Origin of the sequence: Collinsella aerofaciens (assembly GCF_901212495.1) — a bacterium.
GTDB classification, from domain to species: Bacteria; Actinomycetota; Coriobacteriia; order Coriobacteriales; family Coriobacteriaceae; genus Collinsella; species Collinsella aerofaciens_H.
The window spans coordinates 15,440-31,770 of record NZ_CAAKNY010000005.1; the positions used below are offsets into that span (position 1 = coordinate 15,440).

The 16,331-nt window shown below is 61.1% G+C and carries 13 protein-coding genes and 2 pseudogenes; 11 read left to right on the forward strand and 4 right to left on the reverse strand.

All coding sequences use genetic code 11. The annotated features are described in order from the left end of the window. Positions 1 to 119: 119 nt before the first annotated feature. Complete coding sequence (locus tag SFLMC1_RS00250; protein WP_152074739.1) at positions 120 to 1,154, reverse strand: sugar kinase; 1,035 nt, start codon at positions 1,152 to 1,154, stop codon at positions 120 to 122. Between the two features lie 235 nt (positions 1,155 to 1,389). Here SFLMC1_RS00250 and SFLMC1_RS00255 point away from each other — a divergent pair, with 235 nt between their 5' ends. From SFLMC1_RS00255 to SFLMC1_RS00295, 9 genes are all read left to right on the forward strand, one after another. Next, a complete protein-coding gene (locus SFLMC1_RS00255) occupies positions 1,390 to 2,412 on the forward strand; it encodes a LacI family DNA-binding transcriptional regulator (protein WP_187323783.1) in 1,023 nt (340 codons plus the stop codon). Between the two features lie 42 nt (positions 2,413 to 2,454). Continuing rightward, complete coding sequence (locus SFLMC1_RS00260; protein WP_152074737.1) at positions 2,455 to 2,949, forward strand: type II toxin-antitoxin system RelB/DinJ family antitoxin; 495 nt, start codon at positions 2,455 to 2,457, stop codon at positions 2,947 to 2,949. Continuing rightward, entirely contained in the window at positions 2,936 to 3,283 is a 348-nt protein-coding gene (locus SFLMC1_RS00265) for a DUF86 domain-containing protein (protein ID WP_152074736.1), read from the forward strand. The genes SFLMC1_RS00260 and SFLMC1_RS00265 overlap by 14 nt, the downstream gene beginning before the upstream one ends. 157 nt (positions 3,284 to 3,440) lie before the next feature. Continuing rightward, entirely contained in the window at positions 3,441 to 4,778 is a 1,338-nt protein-coding gene (locus SFLMC1_RS00270; protein WP_152074735.1) for a glutamine synthetase family protein, read from the forward strand. 50 nt (positions 4,779 to 4,828) lie between these two features. Then, a complete protein-coding gene (locus tag SFLMC1_RS00275; RefSeq protein WP_006234733.1) occupies positions 4,829 to 5,491 on the forward strand; it encodes a DNA-binding response regulator in 663 nt (220 codons plus the stop codon). A 207-nt stretch (positions 5,492 to 5,698) separates the two neighbouring features. Further along, entirely contained in the window at positions 5,699 to 7,165 is a 1,467-nt protein-coding gene (locus SFLMC1_RS00280) for a S1C family serine protease (protein WP_154063876.1), read from the forward strand. Between the two features lie 450 nt (positions 7,166 to 7,615). Beyond that, complete coding sequence (gene ligA / locus SFLMC1_RS00285; RefSeq protein WP_152074733.1) at positions 7,616 to 9,844, forward strand: NAD-dependent DNA ligase LigA; 2,229 nt, start codon at positions 7,616 to 7,618, stop codon at positions 9,842 to 9,844. 297 nt (positions 9,845 to 10,141) lie between these two features. Beyond that, a complete protein-coding gene (locus SFLMC1_RS00290; RefSeq protein ID WP_187323784.1) occupies positions 10,142 to 10,534 on the forward strand; it encodes a type II toxin-antitoxin system Phd/YefM family antitoxin in 393 nt (130 codons plus the stop codon). Beyond that, entirely contained in the window at positions 10,531 to 10,953 is a 423-nt protein-coding gene (locus SFLMC1_RS00295) for a PIN domain-containing protein (RefSeq protein ID WP_152074731.1), read from the forward strand. Before SFLMC1_RS00290 ends, SFLMC1_RS00295 begins: the two co-directional genes overlap by 4 nt. Positions 10,954 to 11,046: 93 nt before the next feature. Here SFLMC1_RS00295 and SFLMC1_RS00300 read toward each other — a convergent pair. From SFLMC1_RS00300 to SFLMC1_RS00310, 3 genes and pseudogenes are all read right to left on the reverse strand, one after another. Then, positions 11,047 to 11,478 (reverse strand): annotated as a pseudogene (locus SFLMC1_RS00300) (hypothetical protein); the annotation flags it as partial. A gap of 66 nt (positions 11,479 to 11,544) precedes the next feature. Next, a pseudogene (locus SFLMC1_RS00305) lies at positions 11,545 to 11,979 on the reverse strand (MATE family efflux transporter); the annotation flags it as partial. Positions 11,980 to 11,994: 15 nt separating this feature from the next. Beyond that, positions 11,995 to 12,273, reverse strand: a complete 279-nt coding sequence (locus SFLMC1_RS00310) for a hypothetical protein (RefSeq protein WP_222837939.1) — start codon at positions 12,271 to 12,273, stop codon at positions 11,995 to 11,997. A gap of 259 nt (positions 12,274 to 12,532) precedes the next feature. On the opposite strand from SFLMC1_RS00310, the gene SFLMC1_RS00315 reads away from it, so the two are divergent. Beyond that, on the forward strand, positions 12,533 to 14,362 hold the full coding sequence (locus SFLMC1_RS00315; RefSeq protein ID WP_226798382.1) for an ABC transporter ATP-binding protein: 1,830 nt from the start codon (positions 12,533 to 12,535) through the stop codon (positions 14,360 to 14,362). Continuing rightward, entirely contained in the window at positions 14,355 to 16,253 is a 1,899-nt protein-coding gene (locus SFLMC1_RS00320; protein WP_152074729.1) for an ABC transporter ATP-binding protein, read from the forward strand. The genes SFLMC1_RS00315 and SFLMC1_RS00320 overlap by 8 nt, the downstream gene beginning before the upstream one ends. Positions 16,254 to 16,331: the final 78 nt, after the last annotated feature.

Sequence of the window (16,331 nt, forward strand, 5' to 3'; positions counted from 1 at the left end):
TGAAGGAATGCCGGGCAAAACCGGAATGGGACTGGTGGTTTTGCCCGACCGGAGAAATCGGGGAGCGGGCTGCAGAGGTATGGGTATGGGAAACTGCAGCCCGCGGAATGGGGAACGAATTAACGGGCGACGCGGGTGCCACCGTCGGCGGCGGATGCCACAGCGGCGATCTCGTCGGCGGTCACCAGATTGGAATCGCCCTTGATGGTGAGCTTGAGGATCGAGGCAGCGATGGCGTAATTGACGGCGTCCTGCGGATCGAAGTCATTGATGAGGGCATGGACCAGGCCGGCGTTAAAAGCATCGCCGGCGGCAACGCCCTCGAGCACGTGCACGTCGTGAGCAGGGGAGAACCAGTGCTCGCCGCTCTCGGCGTCAAAGAGCATGCCCATCCAAATGGAGCGCTCGACGCAGGAGATGTTGCGGACGACCGAGGCGACTTTCTTGCAGCCGTACTCGGCACAGATCTGACGGGCCATCTTGACGTAGGTGTCGCGCTCCTCGATGCCGTGGGCAAGAGAGCCGGAGACGCAGGTCATGCCGAGGCCGGCGGGTGCGTCCTCGTCGTTGGCGATGCAGATGTCGACGAGTGGCAGGAGCTCCTTCATGGTGGCCTGCGACTTCTCGGGCGACCACATCTTGCCGCGATAGTTCACATCGCAAACAGTGGTGATGCCCTTGGCGCGGCAGGCGGTGAGGGCATCCTTGCAGGCGGCGGCCATCTCGTCGGAGACAGCGGCCGTCACGCCGGAGAAGTAGAAGACATCGACACCCTTGAGGATCTCGTCCCAGTCAAAGACGTCGCGCTTGGCCATGTTGATGGCAGAGTACTTGCGGTCGTAGACGCAGCCGTTGCCGCGCTGCGAGGCGCCGACCTCAAACACATAGGAGCCAAGACGGTCGCCCTGGCGCACGACGCGCGAGGTATCGACGTCGTAGGCCTTCAGCGAACGCAGGGCGCACTCGCCCAGACGGTTGGCCGGGACAACGGAGACGTAAGCTGCCTTGTCACCCTGGTAGGCCAGGGAAAGCGCGGTGTTGGCTTCGGCGCCGCCGTAGCGGACATCAAACTCGGTCGCCTGCTCAATGCGCAGATGGTCTTTGGGCGAGAGCCTCATCATGATCTCGCCGAAGGTAAGAACCGTTTTACCCATGGTCGCGCAGCTCCTTCTTACTCGTTCGTACACCTTTGATATGGCGTTGGCACGGAGGTGCCAAGATGGTAGGGTGCATCTTTGCACCTCAGTGCCAACGCTTGCCGAAATCGGTTTACGAAATCGGTTTCGTTTCGAGTTGTAGTATACTCACCTACAACGTTTTGCAAGCGAGATTTTTAAAAAAATGCCTAAAATGGCTCAGGCTGCTGACAATTGGGAAACGGGGTGCGCCATGGCGCAGATGAGGATTAAGGACATTGCCGCCGAGGCGGGCGTGAGCCCGGCCACGGTCTCGCGCTATCTCAACAACCGCCCCGGGCAGATGACCGAGGAAACCCGTGCCCGCATTGCCGAGGTCATCGAGCGCACCGGCTATCGCCCGCGTGCCGCCGCGCGCAATCTGCGCAGCTCGCGCACCAACCTCATCGGCGTTATCTTGGCCGACATCGCCAACCCGTTCTCCAGCGCCATGCTCGAAGGGCTTTCCGCCAGCGCCGCCGCGCGCGGCTGCTCGCTCATGACGGCCATTAGCGGCAACGATCCCGCTAAGGAAGCAGAGTCGCTCACCAGGCTTATCGATGCCGGCGTGGACGGCCTGGTCGTCAATACCTGCGGAGGCAACGACAAGGCGATCGCCGCGGCCGCGGGGCGCCTGCCCGTTGTGCTGCTCGACCGCGATGTTGCCGCCGGTGGCATCGATCTGGTGACCTCTAACAACCGCGAGCTGGTTGCCGGCCTGGTAGGCGCCTTGGCCGCTGCTGGCAGCGAGCGCCTGTGCCTGCTCACCGAGGCAAGCGACGACAGCCCCGTGCGTCGCGAGCGCGCCGAAGCGTTTGCCGACGAGCTCTCGCGCCGCGGCCTGGCCGGCGAGGTCGTCACCCTGGCCGACGGTGGCGCCACGGGTGTCAGTCGCCTGGACGAGACCATCCGCGGCTATGCGGGTAAAAAGCTCGGCCTCATTGCCGTCAACGGCCTGGTCTTTCTGCGCCTGACCGAGACGCTGGCACAGCTGGGACCCTCGTTGCCGGCGGGTCTCAAGATCGCGACGTTTGACGATTACCCCTGGAACCACGTGCTCTTTGGCGGCGTGACCACGGCCGCGCAAGACACCCTCACCATTGCCGAGCGCGTAGTCGAGCTTCTCTCCGAGCGCATCGACGTCGTTACCACTACGGTGGGCGATGCCGCAAAGCTCACCTCCAAGCGCATCGAGGTCCCCGGCCACATCGAACACCGCGCCTCGACCTCACGCTAGTATGTATGATAATATATAGACAATGTCATACAGGAGGTATCCATGACTGCGTCTGTGCTGAGTGTGCGAGTGGACTCGTCAATTAAAGACTCATTTGCCGAGCTGTGCGAAGAACTTGGCATGACTTCGTCTGTTGCGGTCAATATGTTTATGAGACAGATGCTGCGCGAGCGTTCGCTGCCGTTTGTTCCTTCACTTGGTAAAAGCTATGCGAGCGAAAGCGCCTCGGCGGGTATTTTGGACCCTGCTCAGATTGAGTCCGCCGTTCGCGAGGCGGCCAGTCAAATCCCCGCCATCAAATCCGTGATTCTTTTTGGCTCGTATGCCCGTGGCGAGGCGCATGCCGATAGTGATATTGACTTGCGTCTCGAAGTCGATCGTGAGCAGGGATTTGGTCTTTTCGCGCTGTCGGCGTTTGGCGAGGCGGTGCGCAAAGAAACCGGGAGGCAGGTCGACCTTGTCTCGAGTGACTATCTTGATGACGATTTTGCCGCGGTAATCGAGCGCGAAGGAATGGTCCTTTATGATCGCGCGTAAGTCAGATAGCCTTCGCGCCCAAGAGGTTTTGGAAGCCATCTTTGAAATGAACGAGCGCATCAAGGCTTTTGATATCACTGAGGACCAGTTTCTGCATGCGAATGACGTGCGGACGAGGGCGTTGGCGGACTCCCTTTTGATGTGTGCGCTTAGAGTGACGGAAGAAGCGGGCAAGCTGTCGGAACGCTCGCAGCGGCTTCATCCCGAAATTGAGTGGCGTGGAATTATCGGCATGAGAAATTATCTTGCGCATGATTACGGCAATGTCGACCGCTCGGTTGTTTGGGATGCAGTGACGATGGAGTTCCCTGCGCTGGAACGAGCCTGTAGGTAAATTGTCTCCGAATCCGAGCGATAGTTACTTGCCACACCTGCCTGTTCGCACACGTTTTTTGAGCGCTTGATACGCTTTAACCCTGCGGAAACATTTTTCTGCGATAGTATCTGCGATATAGACCAGTCGAAACCCGCCCGAAAGAAAGGGGAGCGACATGAACCAGCAGAACATCGATTACGTACTCCGCTCCGTAGAGCAGCGTGACATCCGCTTTGTGCGTCTGTGGTTTGTCGACATTCTCGGCCGCCTCAAAAACTTTGCCATCAGCCCCGAGGACCTCGAGGTCGCTTTTGAGGAGGGTATTGGCTTTGACGGCTCCGCCATCGAGGGCTTTGCCACGCCCGAGGAAGCCGACATGCTCGCGTTCCCCGACGCCTCGACCTTCCAGATCCTACCGTGGCGTCCGAGCCATAACGGCGTTGCCCGCGTGTTCTGCGATGTGTGCACCCCCGACCGCAAGCCCTTCGCCGGCGATCCGCGCGATGCGTTGCGCCGCATGTTCTATAAGGCCGAGAAGGCCGGCTACCTGCTCAACGTGGGCGCCGAGCTGGAGTACTATTACTTCCCCGACGAGCATACGCCCGAGCCGCTCGACAACGTGGGTTACTTTGACCTTTCGGTGAGCGATGCCGCCCGCGACCTGCGCCGCAACACGGTCCTCACGCTCGAGAAAATGTCCGTGCCCGTGGAGTACACCTTCCACGCCGCCGGTCGCTCGCAGCACGGCATGAGCCTGCGCCATGCCGAGGCCCTGAGCATGTCCGACGCCATCACCACGGCCAAACTCATCATTAAGCAGCAGGCCTACGAGAGCGGTTGCCACGCCTCCTTTATGCCCAAGCCGTTGGCGGGCGAGGACGGCAGTGCTATGTTCCTGTGCCAGTCGCTGTTCGACCACGACGGCAACAACGTCTTTTGGGGCGAGGGCGACGAGAAGTACCACCTCTCCGATATCGCCAAGCACTACATGGCCGGCATCCTGGCGCATGCCCGCGAGATCAGCGCCATCACCAACCCTACGGTCAACTCGTACAAGCGCATTACTACCGGCGGCGACTCCGTGCCGCAGTACGCCACGTGGGGCCTGCGCAACCGCGCGAGCATGATCCGCATTCCGGTCTACAAGCCCGGCAAGCAGCTGTCCACGCGCATCGAGCTTCGCAGCCCCGACCCCATGGCCAATCCGTACCTGGTCAACGCCGTCACGCTGGCGGCCGGACTCGACGGCATCGAACGCAAGCTGGAGCTCCCGCCCGAGGCCACGGCCGAGACGCTCAAGCTCACCGACCGCCAGATGCTCGAGGCCGGCTACACGCCGCTGCCGCGCTCGCTTAAAGAGGCACTCGACGTCTTTGAGGACTCGCAGTTTATGAAGGATGCCCTCGGCGAGCACATCCACGGCTTCTTCCTTAAAAAGAAGCGCGACGAGTGGCATAAGTTTGAGTCCACGATCACCGAGTGGGAGATCAAGCATTATCTGGCGAACTCCTAATCGCGCTGGCTTGTTCCAGTACGATTGAGCTCATTTCTTTGGAGGCCGATATGTCCGAAAAGAGTGCCCTGTTCATGGCGCGCACGACGCGCTTCCACGAGTTTGCCCGCAGCTTGACGACCACCCTGGGCGTCGAGGTGAGTCTGGCCACTCCCGATTCGCCGACTGCGGCGCACGACTTTGACCTGCTGATCCTCGATTCCGATGGCATCCGCAGCGACCGCATCGATCAGATTGCCAAGTGGCTTGACGATCGCGGCGGTGTCCCCATGCTGGTGATTGTCGACGACGAGGCGCTCGGTACCTTGCGCCTGCCCAATCACGCGCATGCCGACTTTGTATGCCCAACGGCGACGCCCAACGAGCTCAAGGCCCGCGCGCAGCGCCTGATGGGCGAGGAGGAGACCGTCACCGCCGATGATGTGCTCAACATCGATAACCTCGAGATCAACTTGGCCACCTACCAGGTGACGCTCGATAACGAGCCAATCGACCTGACGCTGATGGAGTACTCGCTGCTGAGCTTTTTGGCGACGCATCCCAACCGCGCCTACAGCCGCGAGGTGCTGCTGCACCGCGTGTGGGGCTTTGAGTACTGCGGCGGCACGCGCACCGTCGACGTGCACATCCGACGCATCCGCTCCAAGGTGGGCCCGCAGATCGCGGCGCACATCACCACCGTCCGCGGCGTTGGCTATCTGTTTAAGGACTAGATTTCCACCGCAAGGGGGCAGGCATCGTTGTGGTGGTTTTGACGCAGGTGTGGATTCCTTTCGGGCCTGCAACAGAACTTAAGCCTTCCTAAAAGATTGCGTTCTCATACACGTGCACCCGCATATTGGGGTACAACTCAACATGAACAATGATGGCCCGCCACATGTTTGGCGGGCCTTTGGTTATTTGACGAAAGGATCGCAGCTATGAGCGAGAACGATTCCCAGCGTCCCCAGGATGTTGGCAATGCCGGCGAGACTCAGCAGCAGCCGCGCGTGCAGGTGGAGTCGACGCCTGCCGACAGCAACATTCCCTATGTGCAGGCCTACGACACGCAGACCGGCCAGCCGCTGGACAGTCAGCAGGTTGTAAACAAGCACACGGTGGTCAAGACCAAGACCAAAAAGCTGCCGATCTTTATTACGGCGCTTGCCGGTTGTGCCTGCGGTGCCCTGCTGGTCATCGCGCTCATTATGAGCGGCACGCTCAACATTGGTGGCGGAAAGAACGCCGTGACGGCGGGTGCTTCGGGTTCGTCGACGCAAAAGATTTCGATCGACTCCGAGGACACCACGCTGGCCGAGGCCGTTTCTGCCAAGGCGCTGCCCTCCGTGGTCTCCATTACCGCCACTTCGAGCGGTAGCCAGAATGGCTCGCTTTCGCAGTCTGCTGATGAGTCGGATAGCTCGGGCAGCGTCGGTTCGGGCGTGGTGCTCGATACCGCAGGCCACATCCTCACCAACAACCACGTGGTCGATGGTTACGACCAGTACGTGGTGACCATGGACGACGGTACCACCTACGAGGCCGAGTTTGTGGGCAACGATGCCTCGAGCGACCTGGCCGTCATCAAGCTCAAGGATGCAGACGCCTCCAAGCTCACGCCGATTGAGATTGGTGATTCCTCCAAGCTCAACGTTGGCGAGTGGGTCATGGCCATTGGTTCGCCGTTCGGCAACGAGCAGTCTGTCTCCACGGGTATTGTGTCAGCGCTCTATCGCTCCACGGCCATGAGCTCTACCAGCGGCAACACCATCTACGCCAACATGATCCAGACCGATGCTGCCATCAACCCGGGCAACTCCGGCGGCGCGCTCGTTAACGACAATGGTGAGCTGGTTGGCATCAACTCGCTTATCGAGAGCTATTCGGGCTCCAGCTCGGGTGTGGGCTTTGCTATTCCCGTTGACTACGCCAAGAACATTGCCGACCAGATCATCGACGGCAAGACGCCGGTGCATCCGTACCTGGGCGCCACGCTTTCGAGCGTCAACGCGCTCAACGCCCGCACCAACAAGCTGAGCACCGATAGTGGCGCGTATGTGGCGAGCGTCGTCGAGGATGGCCCCGCCGCCAAGGCCGGTATCCAGGAGGGCGACGTCATCACCAAGCTGGGCGACGACGAGATCACGAGCGCCGACGGCCTGATCATCGCGCTGAGCAGCCACGAGGTGGGCGAGAAGGTCGAGATCACGCTCATGCGCGGCAAGGAAGAGAAAAAGGTCACCGTCGAGCTGGGTTCCGATGAGAAGCTGCAGAACCAGCAGCAGGACGACAGCGCGACCGACACCGGCAACGGCGGCATCACCGATGAGCAGCTGCGCCAGTACCTAGAGGAACTGCTGGGCAAGCAAGGGCAGGGCCAGAGTCAAGGCTACGGCCAGGGTTACTAACGAGCCACTCCACACATATCGAAGCCAGAGGGGGCTGTCCCGCCAACGCGGGACAGCCCCCTCTTTTCTTATTGATCCGTTGGGAACGGAGGAAAACGGATCACATGGAGCTGACAAGAGGCCTGGTTCGGAATGGTCTGGACAGTTAGTTCAGATGCGTATAAACCCGAGGCGGTTCAGCATGCGTTTTGAGCTGTTTTGGGATGGGGGAGGGGTTCGGATGGGAGTTTAGAAGGGGGACGAGCCGGTCGTGCAGCCCCCGGGGCGGCCAAATTGGCTGGAATGGCGACGTCTGAACACGACCAGGCTCGCAGAATTATACGTATCTGAACTAACTGTCCACCCCAGTCCAGCGGCTGCCGATTCAGTGCGGTTTGAGACCGCTATTCGGCCCCGTTGCGACCGGTGGTACTCTTGTATCCGTTTGAAATCGAGCGAAGGAGTGCCGCTATGGAGCAATCGAGCCTGTTTGGTGACGGCGTGGACATCGATACCAAAACGCCTGCGACCGCGGAAGCCACCGCACCGACCGATGCCCGTGCCCAGGCGGCGGCGCGTGCGGCCGAGCTACGTCACGAGCTCGATTACCACGCCTATCGCTACTACATGCTCGATGCGCCCGAGATCACGGATGCCGCCTTTGACAAAATGCTCGTTGAGCTCCAGCAGATCGAGGCGGCCTATCCCGACCTGGTGACGCCCGACAGCTATACCCAGCGTGTGGGCGGATACGTGAGCGAGCAGTTTACGCCGGTCACGCACATGGCACGCATGTATTCCATGGACGATGCCATGGATCTGGACGAGCTCGACGCATGGCTCCAGCGCACTGAGGATGCCCTCGGTGCCGGTAGCGTCACCTATACCTGCGAGCTTAAGATCGATGGTCTGGGCGTGGCGCTTACCTACCAAAACGGCACCTTCGTACGCGCCGCCACGCGCGGTGACGGCACCACGGGCGAGGACGTATCGCTCAACGTGCGCACCATCAAGGATGTGCCCATGCATCTGTCCGAGGCAGCGCTCACCCACATGGGCGCCGACCGCGAGCGTACCATCGAAGTACGCGGCGAGGTCTATATGCCCAAGGGCAGCTTTGTTCGCCTGAATGAAGAGGCTGATGCCGAGGGCCGCGACTCCTTCGCCAACCCGCGCAACGCTGCCGCCGGTAGCCTGCGTCAGAAGGATCCTAAGGTCACGGCACGACGCGACCTGGCCACCTTTATCTACGCCATCGCCGATACCGACCCGTTGCACGTTCACAGCCAGCGCGAGTTTCTGGACTGGCTGCGCAGCGCCGGCTTTAGCGTCAACCCTAACGTGGCACGCTGCGCCACGCCGGCCGAGGTTCACGAGTTCTGTGCCCAGGCGCTCGAGCACCGTGGCGACTTGAACTACGACATCGACGGTGTGGTCGTAAAGGTTGACAGCTTCCAGCAGCAGCTCGATCTGGGCTTTACCGCCCGCGCACCGCGATGGGCCATTGCCTTTAAGTTCCCGCCCGAGGAAAAGCAGACCGTCCTGCGCGAAATTCGCATCCAGGTGGGCCGCACCGGTGTGCTCACGCCGGTCGCCGAGTTCGACCCGGTGACGGTCGCCGGCTCCACCATCGCGCGCGCCACGCTGCACAACATCGACGAGATCCGTCGCAAAAACGTGCGCGAGGGCGACACCATCATCGTGCACAAGGCGGGCGACGTGATTCCCGAGGTCGTGGGCCCGGTGCTCGATAAGCGCCCGGCTGATTCGGTTGACTGGCACATGCCCGAGGTCTGCCCCGTGTGCGGCAGCCCCGTGGTTCACGAGGATGGCGAGGTGGCCTACCGCTGCGTGTCCATCGACTGCCCCGCGCAGCTCAAGGAGCGCTTGCTCCACTGGGTGAGCCGCGGCTGCATGGACGTCGACGGCCTGGGCGACGAGATCGTCGACAAGATGATCGCCGCCGGTCTGATCCACGATGTCGCGGACTTCTACCAGCTCACAGTCGACGACATCGCAGGCCTGGACACAGGCCGCACCTATGCCAGCTCCAACAGCAAAAAGGGCGTCAAGAAGGGCGACCCCATTCCGGTAGGCCTTAAGACGGCTGAGAAAATCATCGCCGAGCTCAACAAGTCCAAGAGCCAGCCGCTCGGTCGCGTGCTGTTTGCCCTGGGCATCCGCCACGTGGGCAAGAGCGTGGGTGAGGTCATCGCCGAGCGATTCCTGTCGATTGACAAGCTCATCTTGGCGAGCGAAGAGGACATCGCCGAGTGCGAGGGCATCGGTCCCAAGATTGCGGCGAGCGTTAAGCAGTTCCTGGCCGTGCCCGAAAACCTTGCCGTGCTGGAGCGTCTGCGCCAAGCGGGCCTGTCGCTCGAGGTCGATTTGGGCGCCGCGCATGCACAGGCCGCAGCCGATGCCGGCGTAGCAGGCGAGCTCGCCGACGTGCGGCCGCTTGCGGGTCTGACCTTCGTGCTCACCGGCACGCTCGTCAACCGCACCCGCGATGAGGCAGGCGCGGCGCTCAAGGTACTCGGCGCCAAGGTTTCGGGCAGTGTGTCAAAGAAGACGAGCTACTTGGTTGCCGGCCCCAAAGCGGGCTCCAAGCTTACCAAGGCCGAGCAGCTGGGTGTACCCGTGCTGGATGAGGATGCACTCGAGCAGATCTTAGCTACCGGCGAGGTGCCCCAGGCTTAGCGCATCGATAGCCAAATTGAAGAACCACCCGGAAGCACGATGCCTTCCGGGCGTTTCTTATTTGGATGGGGTAACCGGCATAGTGATCTGGGTTACGTAGGTCGCGGGGCCGTCGCTGATGATGTCGTCAATGAGGGCTATCCTGCGGACTGGTGCCGTCCCGGAGCGATAAGAGATTCATGCAGAGTGGGGGACCTCACAATGGTGGTTGTCCCCATTGTGGCGGTCTTTATATATATGAACATTAACAATAACGTGTATACTCAACAGTGAAGATATATGTTGAGAGGAGCCGCTATGGTTACCGTCGCGTTTTCGGAGCTGCGCCAGAACCTTACGCAGGTGGCCGAAAAGGTTGCCAATGAGGGCGAGGAGGTTGTGGTCTTCAAGCGGAGCAAGCCGTTGTTCAAGATTGTGCCACTCGACTATCAAGGCCCAGTTGCGGTGGAATATGACGCTGCTCAGGAGCGTGGGGGCGCAAAGCCGGCGTGCGGCACGGACAAGCCCAAGCGCGAGTTGGGTACGATGTGGCATCCCAAGATCACCTGGAAGGAGATTCGTGAGATGCTCGCGGAGGATGAGGACTATCGGGAGTATCTCGAACTCGTAGCCAAAATGCCCAAGGGAACGCCGCTCGATACGATGACGGTTGAAGATGAAAAGCGCATCGCGAGGGAGCGCTACCTATGAGGGCATTTCTCGATACTAATTTTCTGCTCGATTGCGTGCTTCCGGGTCGGCCGGAGCATGGGGCGGCGCAAACCGTCAAGGGGCTTGTTGACGTGGGGCTTATCGAGGGCGTTGTTTCGGCCTGCTCTCTCAAGGACGCGTATTACATTCTCACTAAACAGGCCGGCGAGGCGCGCGCCCGCGAGGTAGTGCGCGACTGCCTTAAGAGCTACTCGGCAGAGCCTCTCGACCAAGAAGCTTGTTTTACCTCCGCCTATTCCGATGAGCCGGACTTCGAGGATGGCTGTATCCGTGCGATGGCCGAGCGTGCCGGCGTGGACTTTATCATCACGCGCGATCGCGCCGCTTTTGTGCGCTCGACCATCAAGACCTTCTCGCCCGCAGAGTTCATCCGTGCGTTTCCGATCCCGGAGGAGTAAAACCGCCACACCGGGGACTGTCTGCGGCGCGGTAGTCCTCCTGTAGCCGACGCTCGTTAGTTGAGCCGCACTTCATAGCTTTCCGGGAGGTTCTTAATCGAGCACAGTAACCGGCACCGTGATCTGCGTCACGTAGGTTGCGGGGTCGTCGCTGATGATGTCATCGATCAGGGCGATTTCGCGCGAGGGCCCGGCAGGCGCCAGGTTATGTTTGCGCATATAGTCGAGCAGCTGCTCGTAGCATGGGACTGCTCGCCCGTGCGTGCCGCGGAAGCTAATGGTCAGACAATGCGCGGCGGGCCGTGTCTCGACGTCGCCCTGGTAGTCATCGGTATCGTCGAGCAGAAGGAAGACCTCGTCGTAGCCATCAAAATCGTCGGCGGCGAGGTGCTCGGCGCTAATCCCAATGCCCAAGTTGCCCAGAAAGACAAAGGTCTCGTGCTGACCCTTCTGCAGTTGACGAATCTGCCACTCCAACGCATAGGCGTCGGTAGGGTTGACGCGTTCGCGCAGCACGGCGTAGCGAAACTCGGGGGCATAGGACCGCTCCTTTCAATGGGTGGGGAAGGGCGCCAGGCTCGTGCCGCCCCGCTACGCCACCAGCTTGTCAAAAGCTCCGCGCCGGTTGAGCACGGTAAACGCGACAACACAGATGACTGCCGACAAAATCGATCCGCATGGCGAGGCGATGCCCATGGGAAACAACGTATCGGAATAGGCGTTCGACAGCAGCCACGCACCGGGCACGCGAATGGGCGCCACGGCCAGCACGTTGTGCGCAAAGCCGATGTAGCTCTTTCCATACGCAGCGAAAAAGCCGCTAAAGCAAATGTGGATGCCGGCAAAGATTGCATCGAAAATATAACTGTGCATATAGCCGGTACCGGCCGCGATCACCGCTGGGCCCTTGGCAAAAAAGCCAATAAACGCCGGTGCCACCAGCCACATCAGCACTGTGATCAGGCAGCCGTACACCACCGAGATCGTCATGGCGCACCTGAGCACCTGGCGTGCGCGAGCGCCCTTGCCTGCGCCGGCGTTTTATGCCGTGAGTGCGCTGACGGTGGCGTCCATGGAACTCGGCACAATGAACAAAAAGCTGATCATCTTCTCGACTAGGCCCACGAGCGTCACGGTAATGATGTAGAGCGTCTGTGCGCCGTTGCCCACGGCGGTGATGCCGGCGGCACCGCTAAACTGTCCCATCATGTACGGGTCGGCCATGCCGTAGAGCATCTGCAAAAAGTACGAGAGCATATAGGGCAGGGCAAAGACCGCGATGGTCTTAAGGATATTGCCGCGTGTGAAGTCGTGTTCCATGGGTGGGGCTGTCTGGCTTGGTTCGCTTAGCTACCAGTGTAGTGAAGACCCTACAACGATTGTAGAGTCAAGGTTTGTGTTGGCGGCGGGGCGAAAAAGTCACGCACGCGTTCATTTCCAATTGAATACAGGGGCGCGTCCTGCGAGCATGAAGCCTACGCTAACCTTGCAGAAATCGATTTCGCAACACTTGACACCGCCGCACGGCGCGCCATAATACGTGGGTTTGCGAACAACGTTTGATGGGGGATGAACCTGCGTGCGCAATCTCAAGATTCTGTTTTCCTATCTGGGGGCATACCGACGCGATGCCATACTCGGCATGCTCTTTGTGACGGCCGAGACGGCGCTCGAGCTGTTTATTCCGGTCATCATGGCAAATATCATCGACGTGGGCGTGCCTGCGGGCGACATCAACTACATGCTTTTGCAGGGTGCGTATATGCTGGTGTGCGCCGCATGTTCGCTGGCACTTGGCTTGGGCTATGCGCGCACGTCCGCCCGCGTTGCCTCGGGGCTGGGCGCCAACCTGCGCGCCGCGGAGTACCGCAAGATCCAGACCCTCGCCTTCGGCAATCTTGATGAATACGAGACGAGCTCGCTTGTCACTCGCATGACCACCGACATCACCGTGATTCAAAACGCCGTGGGCAACGGCTTCCGCCCCATGGTGCGCGGGCCGGTAAATCTGGTCATGGGCCTCGTCTACGCTTTCGTGCTCTCGCGCGAGCTCGCGGCGGTCTTTGCCGTAATTCTGCCGATGCTCGCCATCGTGCTCGGTATCATTACCGTGCGCGTGAGCCCGCTCTACCGCCAACTCCAGTCCTCGATGGACCACCTCAACGGCGTGGTGCAAGAGGACCTTACCGCCGTGCGCGCCGTGAAGGCTTATGTGCGCGCCGAGCACGAGTGCGACAAGTTCGACACCGTCAATACCGAGCTCGCCGGCACGGCGACCAAGACCTTCGGCACCGCCGTGCTCAACCTGCCGGTGTTCCAACTCTCGATGTATGTTGCCGCGGTCTCGATCCTGTGGATTGGCGGCCGCATGATCATCGAAGGTCGCTTGGGCGTGGGCTCGCTCACGGGCTTTATGAGCTACGTGCTGCTGATCATGAACTCGCTCATGATGATTTCCAACGTATTTTTGCTGCTCACGCGCGCTCTCACGAGTGTGGGCCGTATCGCAGAGGTGCTCGATGAGGTGCCCTTTATCGCCAACCCTGCGGGAGACCTCGCGGCTGCGGCGCCAGCGGACGGCAGTATCGAGTTTCGCGACGTTTCCTTTAAATATCGCGCGGATGCAGCCGAGGATGTGCTCGAGCATATCGACCTTCGCATCGAGAGCGGCTCGACGGTGGGCATCCTCGGCGGTACGGGCTCGGGCAAGAGCTCGCTTGTGCAGCTGATTGCGCGCCTGTACGACGCCACCGAGGGCGCCGTGCTTGTGGGCGGACGCGACGTGCGCGACTACGACCTCGCGACCCTACGTGACGCCGTGGGCATTGTGCTGCAAAAGAATGTGCTGTTCACGGGCACCGTGCGCGAGAACCTGCAGTGGGGCAATCCGCAGGCGTCGGACGATGAACTTCTCGCGGCTTGCCGCGCGGCGTGCGTGGACGAGTTCCTTGATCGCATCGGCGGGCTGGACGGCGAGCTGGGCCAAGGCGGCGCCGGTGTTTCGGGTGGCCAGAAGCAGCGCCTGTGCATCGCGCGCACGCTGCTCAAGCATCCGCGCGTGCTCATTTTTGATGACTCCACCAGCGCGGTCGATATGGCGACCGACGCTAAGATTCGCGAGCACATCGCTCGGATTCCCGATACGACCGTGCTCATCATCGCCCAGCGCATCGCGAGCGTCATGGATGCCGATCGCGTTGTGGTGTTGGACGACGGCCGTGTCCATGGCGTGGGCACGCACGAGGAACTGCTGGCGGGCGACAACATATACCAGGAGATTTATGCCTCGCAGATGGAGTTTGCGGGGAACGCGGACGCCGGCGACGGCTGCGACGATGGCTGCGCGAATGATCCTTTTTCCTCCGTCCCCAGCGGATCGACCTTGGAAGGGGGTGAGCGCCATGCCTAAGACCGCAGCCCAAGCGCGCCCGGCCGACCTCAAGCGCACTGTGCGCCGCCTGCTCTCCTACATGGGTCACGCCAAGTTCTCGTTGCTCGTGGTGGGCGTGCTCGCCTCCGTCGCCGCCATCGCGAGCCTCGCCGGCACCTACATGGTTCGCCCCATCGTTAACGGTTTGGCCACGGGCGGGGAGGAACTGCTCGCCAAGCAGGTCATCCTGACGGCGATCATCTACGCCGCGGGCGTGCTTTCGGCCCTGGGCTACTCACAGATCATGGTGCGCGCGGCCCAACGCGTGGTGTCCGATATTCGCCGCGACCTGTTCGCGCACATCCAGACGCTGCCGCTCAGTTATTTTGACAGCACGCGCTCGGGCGACATCATGAGCTTTTTCACCAACGACGTCGACACCGTCTCCGAGGCGCTCAACAACAGTTTTGCCAACGTGATTCAGGCCGCCATTCAGGTTGTGGGCACCACGGCCATGCTCATCATCCTTAACTGGCAGCTCACGATTATCACGCTCGTGTGCGATGCAGCCATTGTGCTGTATGCGCGCTACTCGGGTGCGCGCTCTAAGCGCTTCTTTGCCGCCCAGCAGGCATCGCTTGGCGACCTGGACGGATATATCGAAGAGATGGTCTCGGGCCAAAAGGTCATCAAGGTCTTTAACCGCGAGGCAGCGAATGTCGCCGGCTTCACCTGCCGCAACGACGAGCTTCGCCGCACCGGCACCGCCGCCGTGAGCTATGCCAACTCCATGGTGCCCATGACCGTCGTGATTGGCTACGTCAATTATGCCATCGTCGCCGTGGCGGGCGGCGTGCTCTGCATCAAGGGACTCGCCGACGTAGGTGCGCTCGCGAGCTACCTGGTCTTTGTGCGCCAGGCGGCCATGCCCATCAACCAGTTTACGCAGCTGGGCAACTTCTTGCTCAATGCGTTGGCCGGCGCCGAGCGCTTGTTTGCCGCCATGGATCTTGAGCCCGAGGTGGACGAGGGCCGCGTGGAGCTGGTGCAGACGGGTGATGCCGCGTGGGCGTGGAAGATTCCCGAGGGCCAGGGCGTGGGAGCGTACGGGCACTTGCATGATGTGGCTGCCGTTGATGAGTCGGGTCACGCAGTGGCTGCCGACGGCACCGAGCTCACGTGCGGCTTGGTCCCGCTTGCCGGCGACGTGCGCTTCCATGCCGTGGACTTTTCCTACGTGCCGGGCACCCGCGTGCTCACGGACCTTAACCTGTTTGCCAAGCCGGGGCAAAAGATCGCGTTTGTGGGCTCGACGGGCGCCGGAAAGACGACCATCACCAACCTCATCAACCGCTTCTACGAGGTTGATGACGGCGAGATCACGTACGACGGCATCGACGTCAAGCATATCGCCAAGGCCAGCCTGCGCGGGTCGCTTGGCATTGTGCTGCAGGACACGCACCTGTTTAGCGGCACCATTGCGCAGAACATCCGCTTTGGCAAACTCGACGCGACCGACGAGGAGGTGCGCGCTGCTGCTGAGGCCGCCTGCGCGGATTCGTTTATCCGTCGCCTGCCTAGGGGCTACGATACGCCGGTCACGGCCGATGGCGCCAACCTGTCGCAGGGTCAGCGCCAGCTGCTCGCCATCGCGCGCGTTGCCGTGGCCGATCCGCCGGTGCTCATCCTGGACGAGGCCACTTCGAGTATCGACACGCGTACCGAAAAGCTCATCGAGCGCGGTATGGACCGCATCATGCGCGGACGCACCACGTTTATGATCGCGCACCGCCTGTCCACCGTCCGCGACGCCGATGCCATCATGGTCCTCGAACACGGCCGCATCATCGAGCGCGGCACGCACGAAGAGCTGCTCGCCCTGCACGGCGAGTACTGGCAGCTGGCGCATGGCTTAAAAGAGTTGGATTAACCCGTTCGAGCACGATGCTTTGACCCCTCCGTGCCCCTCACCTCGCCTCAAACCATCACAACATTCGACGTTTTTTGC

Bases quoted from the DNA above. Each gene is read 5' to 3' on its own strand.
- SFLMC1_RS00250 (WP_152074739.1), bottom strand. From the start codon at position 1,154: ATGGGTAAAACGGTTCTTACCTTCGGCGAGATCATGATGAGGCTCTCG.
- SFLMC1_RS00255 (WP_187323783.1), top strand. From the start codon at position 1,390: ATGGCGCAGATGAGGATTAAGGACATTGCCGCCGAGGCGGGCGTGAGC.
- SFLMC1_RS00260 (WP_152074737.1), top strand. From the start codon at position 2,455: ATGACTGCGTCTGTGCTGAGTGTGCGAGTGGACTCGTCAATTAAAGAC.
- SFLMC1_RS00265 (WP_152074736.1), top strand. From the start codon at position 2,936: ATGATCGCGCGTAAGTCAGATAGCCTTCGCGCCCAAGAGGTTTTGGAA.
- SFLMC1_RS00270 (WP_152074735.1), top strand. From the start codon at position 3,441: ATGAACCAGCAGAACATCGATTACGTACTCCGCTCCGTAGAGCAGCGT.
- SFLMC1_RS00275 (WP_006234733.1), top strand. From the start codon at position 4,829: ATGTCCGAAAAGAGTGCCCTGTTCATGGCGCGCACGACGCGCTTCCAC.
- SFLMC1_RS00280 (WP_154063876.1), top strand. From the start codon at position 5,699: ATGAGCGAGAACGATTCCCAGCGTCCCCAGGATGTTGGCAATGCCGGC.
- ligA (WP_152074733.1), top strand. From the start codon at position 7,616: ATGGAGCAATCGAGCCTGTTTGGTGACGGCGTGGACATCGATACCAAA.
- SFLMC1_RS00290 (WP_187323784.1), top strand. From the start codon at position 10,142: ATGGTTACCGTCGCGTTTTCGGAGCTGCGCCAGAACCTTACGCAGGTG.
- SFLMC1_RS00295 (WP_152074731.1), top strand. From the start codon at position 10,531: ATGAGGGCATTTCTCGATACTAATTTTCTGCTCGATTGCGTGCTTCCG.
- SFLMC1_RS00310 (WP_222837939.1), bottom strand. From the start codon at position 12,273: ATGGAACACGACTTCACACGCGGCAATATCCTTAAGACCATCGCGGTC.
- SFLMC1_RS00320 (WP_152074729.1), top strand. From the start codon at position 14,355: ATGCCTAAGACCGCAGCCCAAGCGCGCCCGGCCGACCTCAAGCGCACT.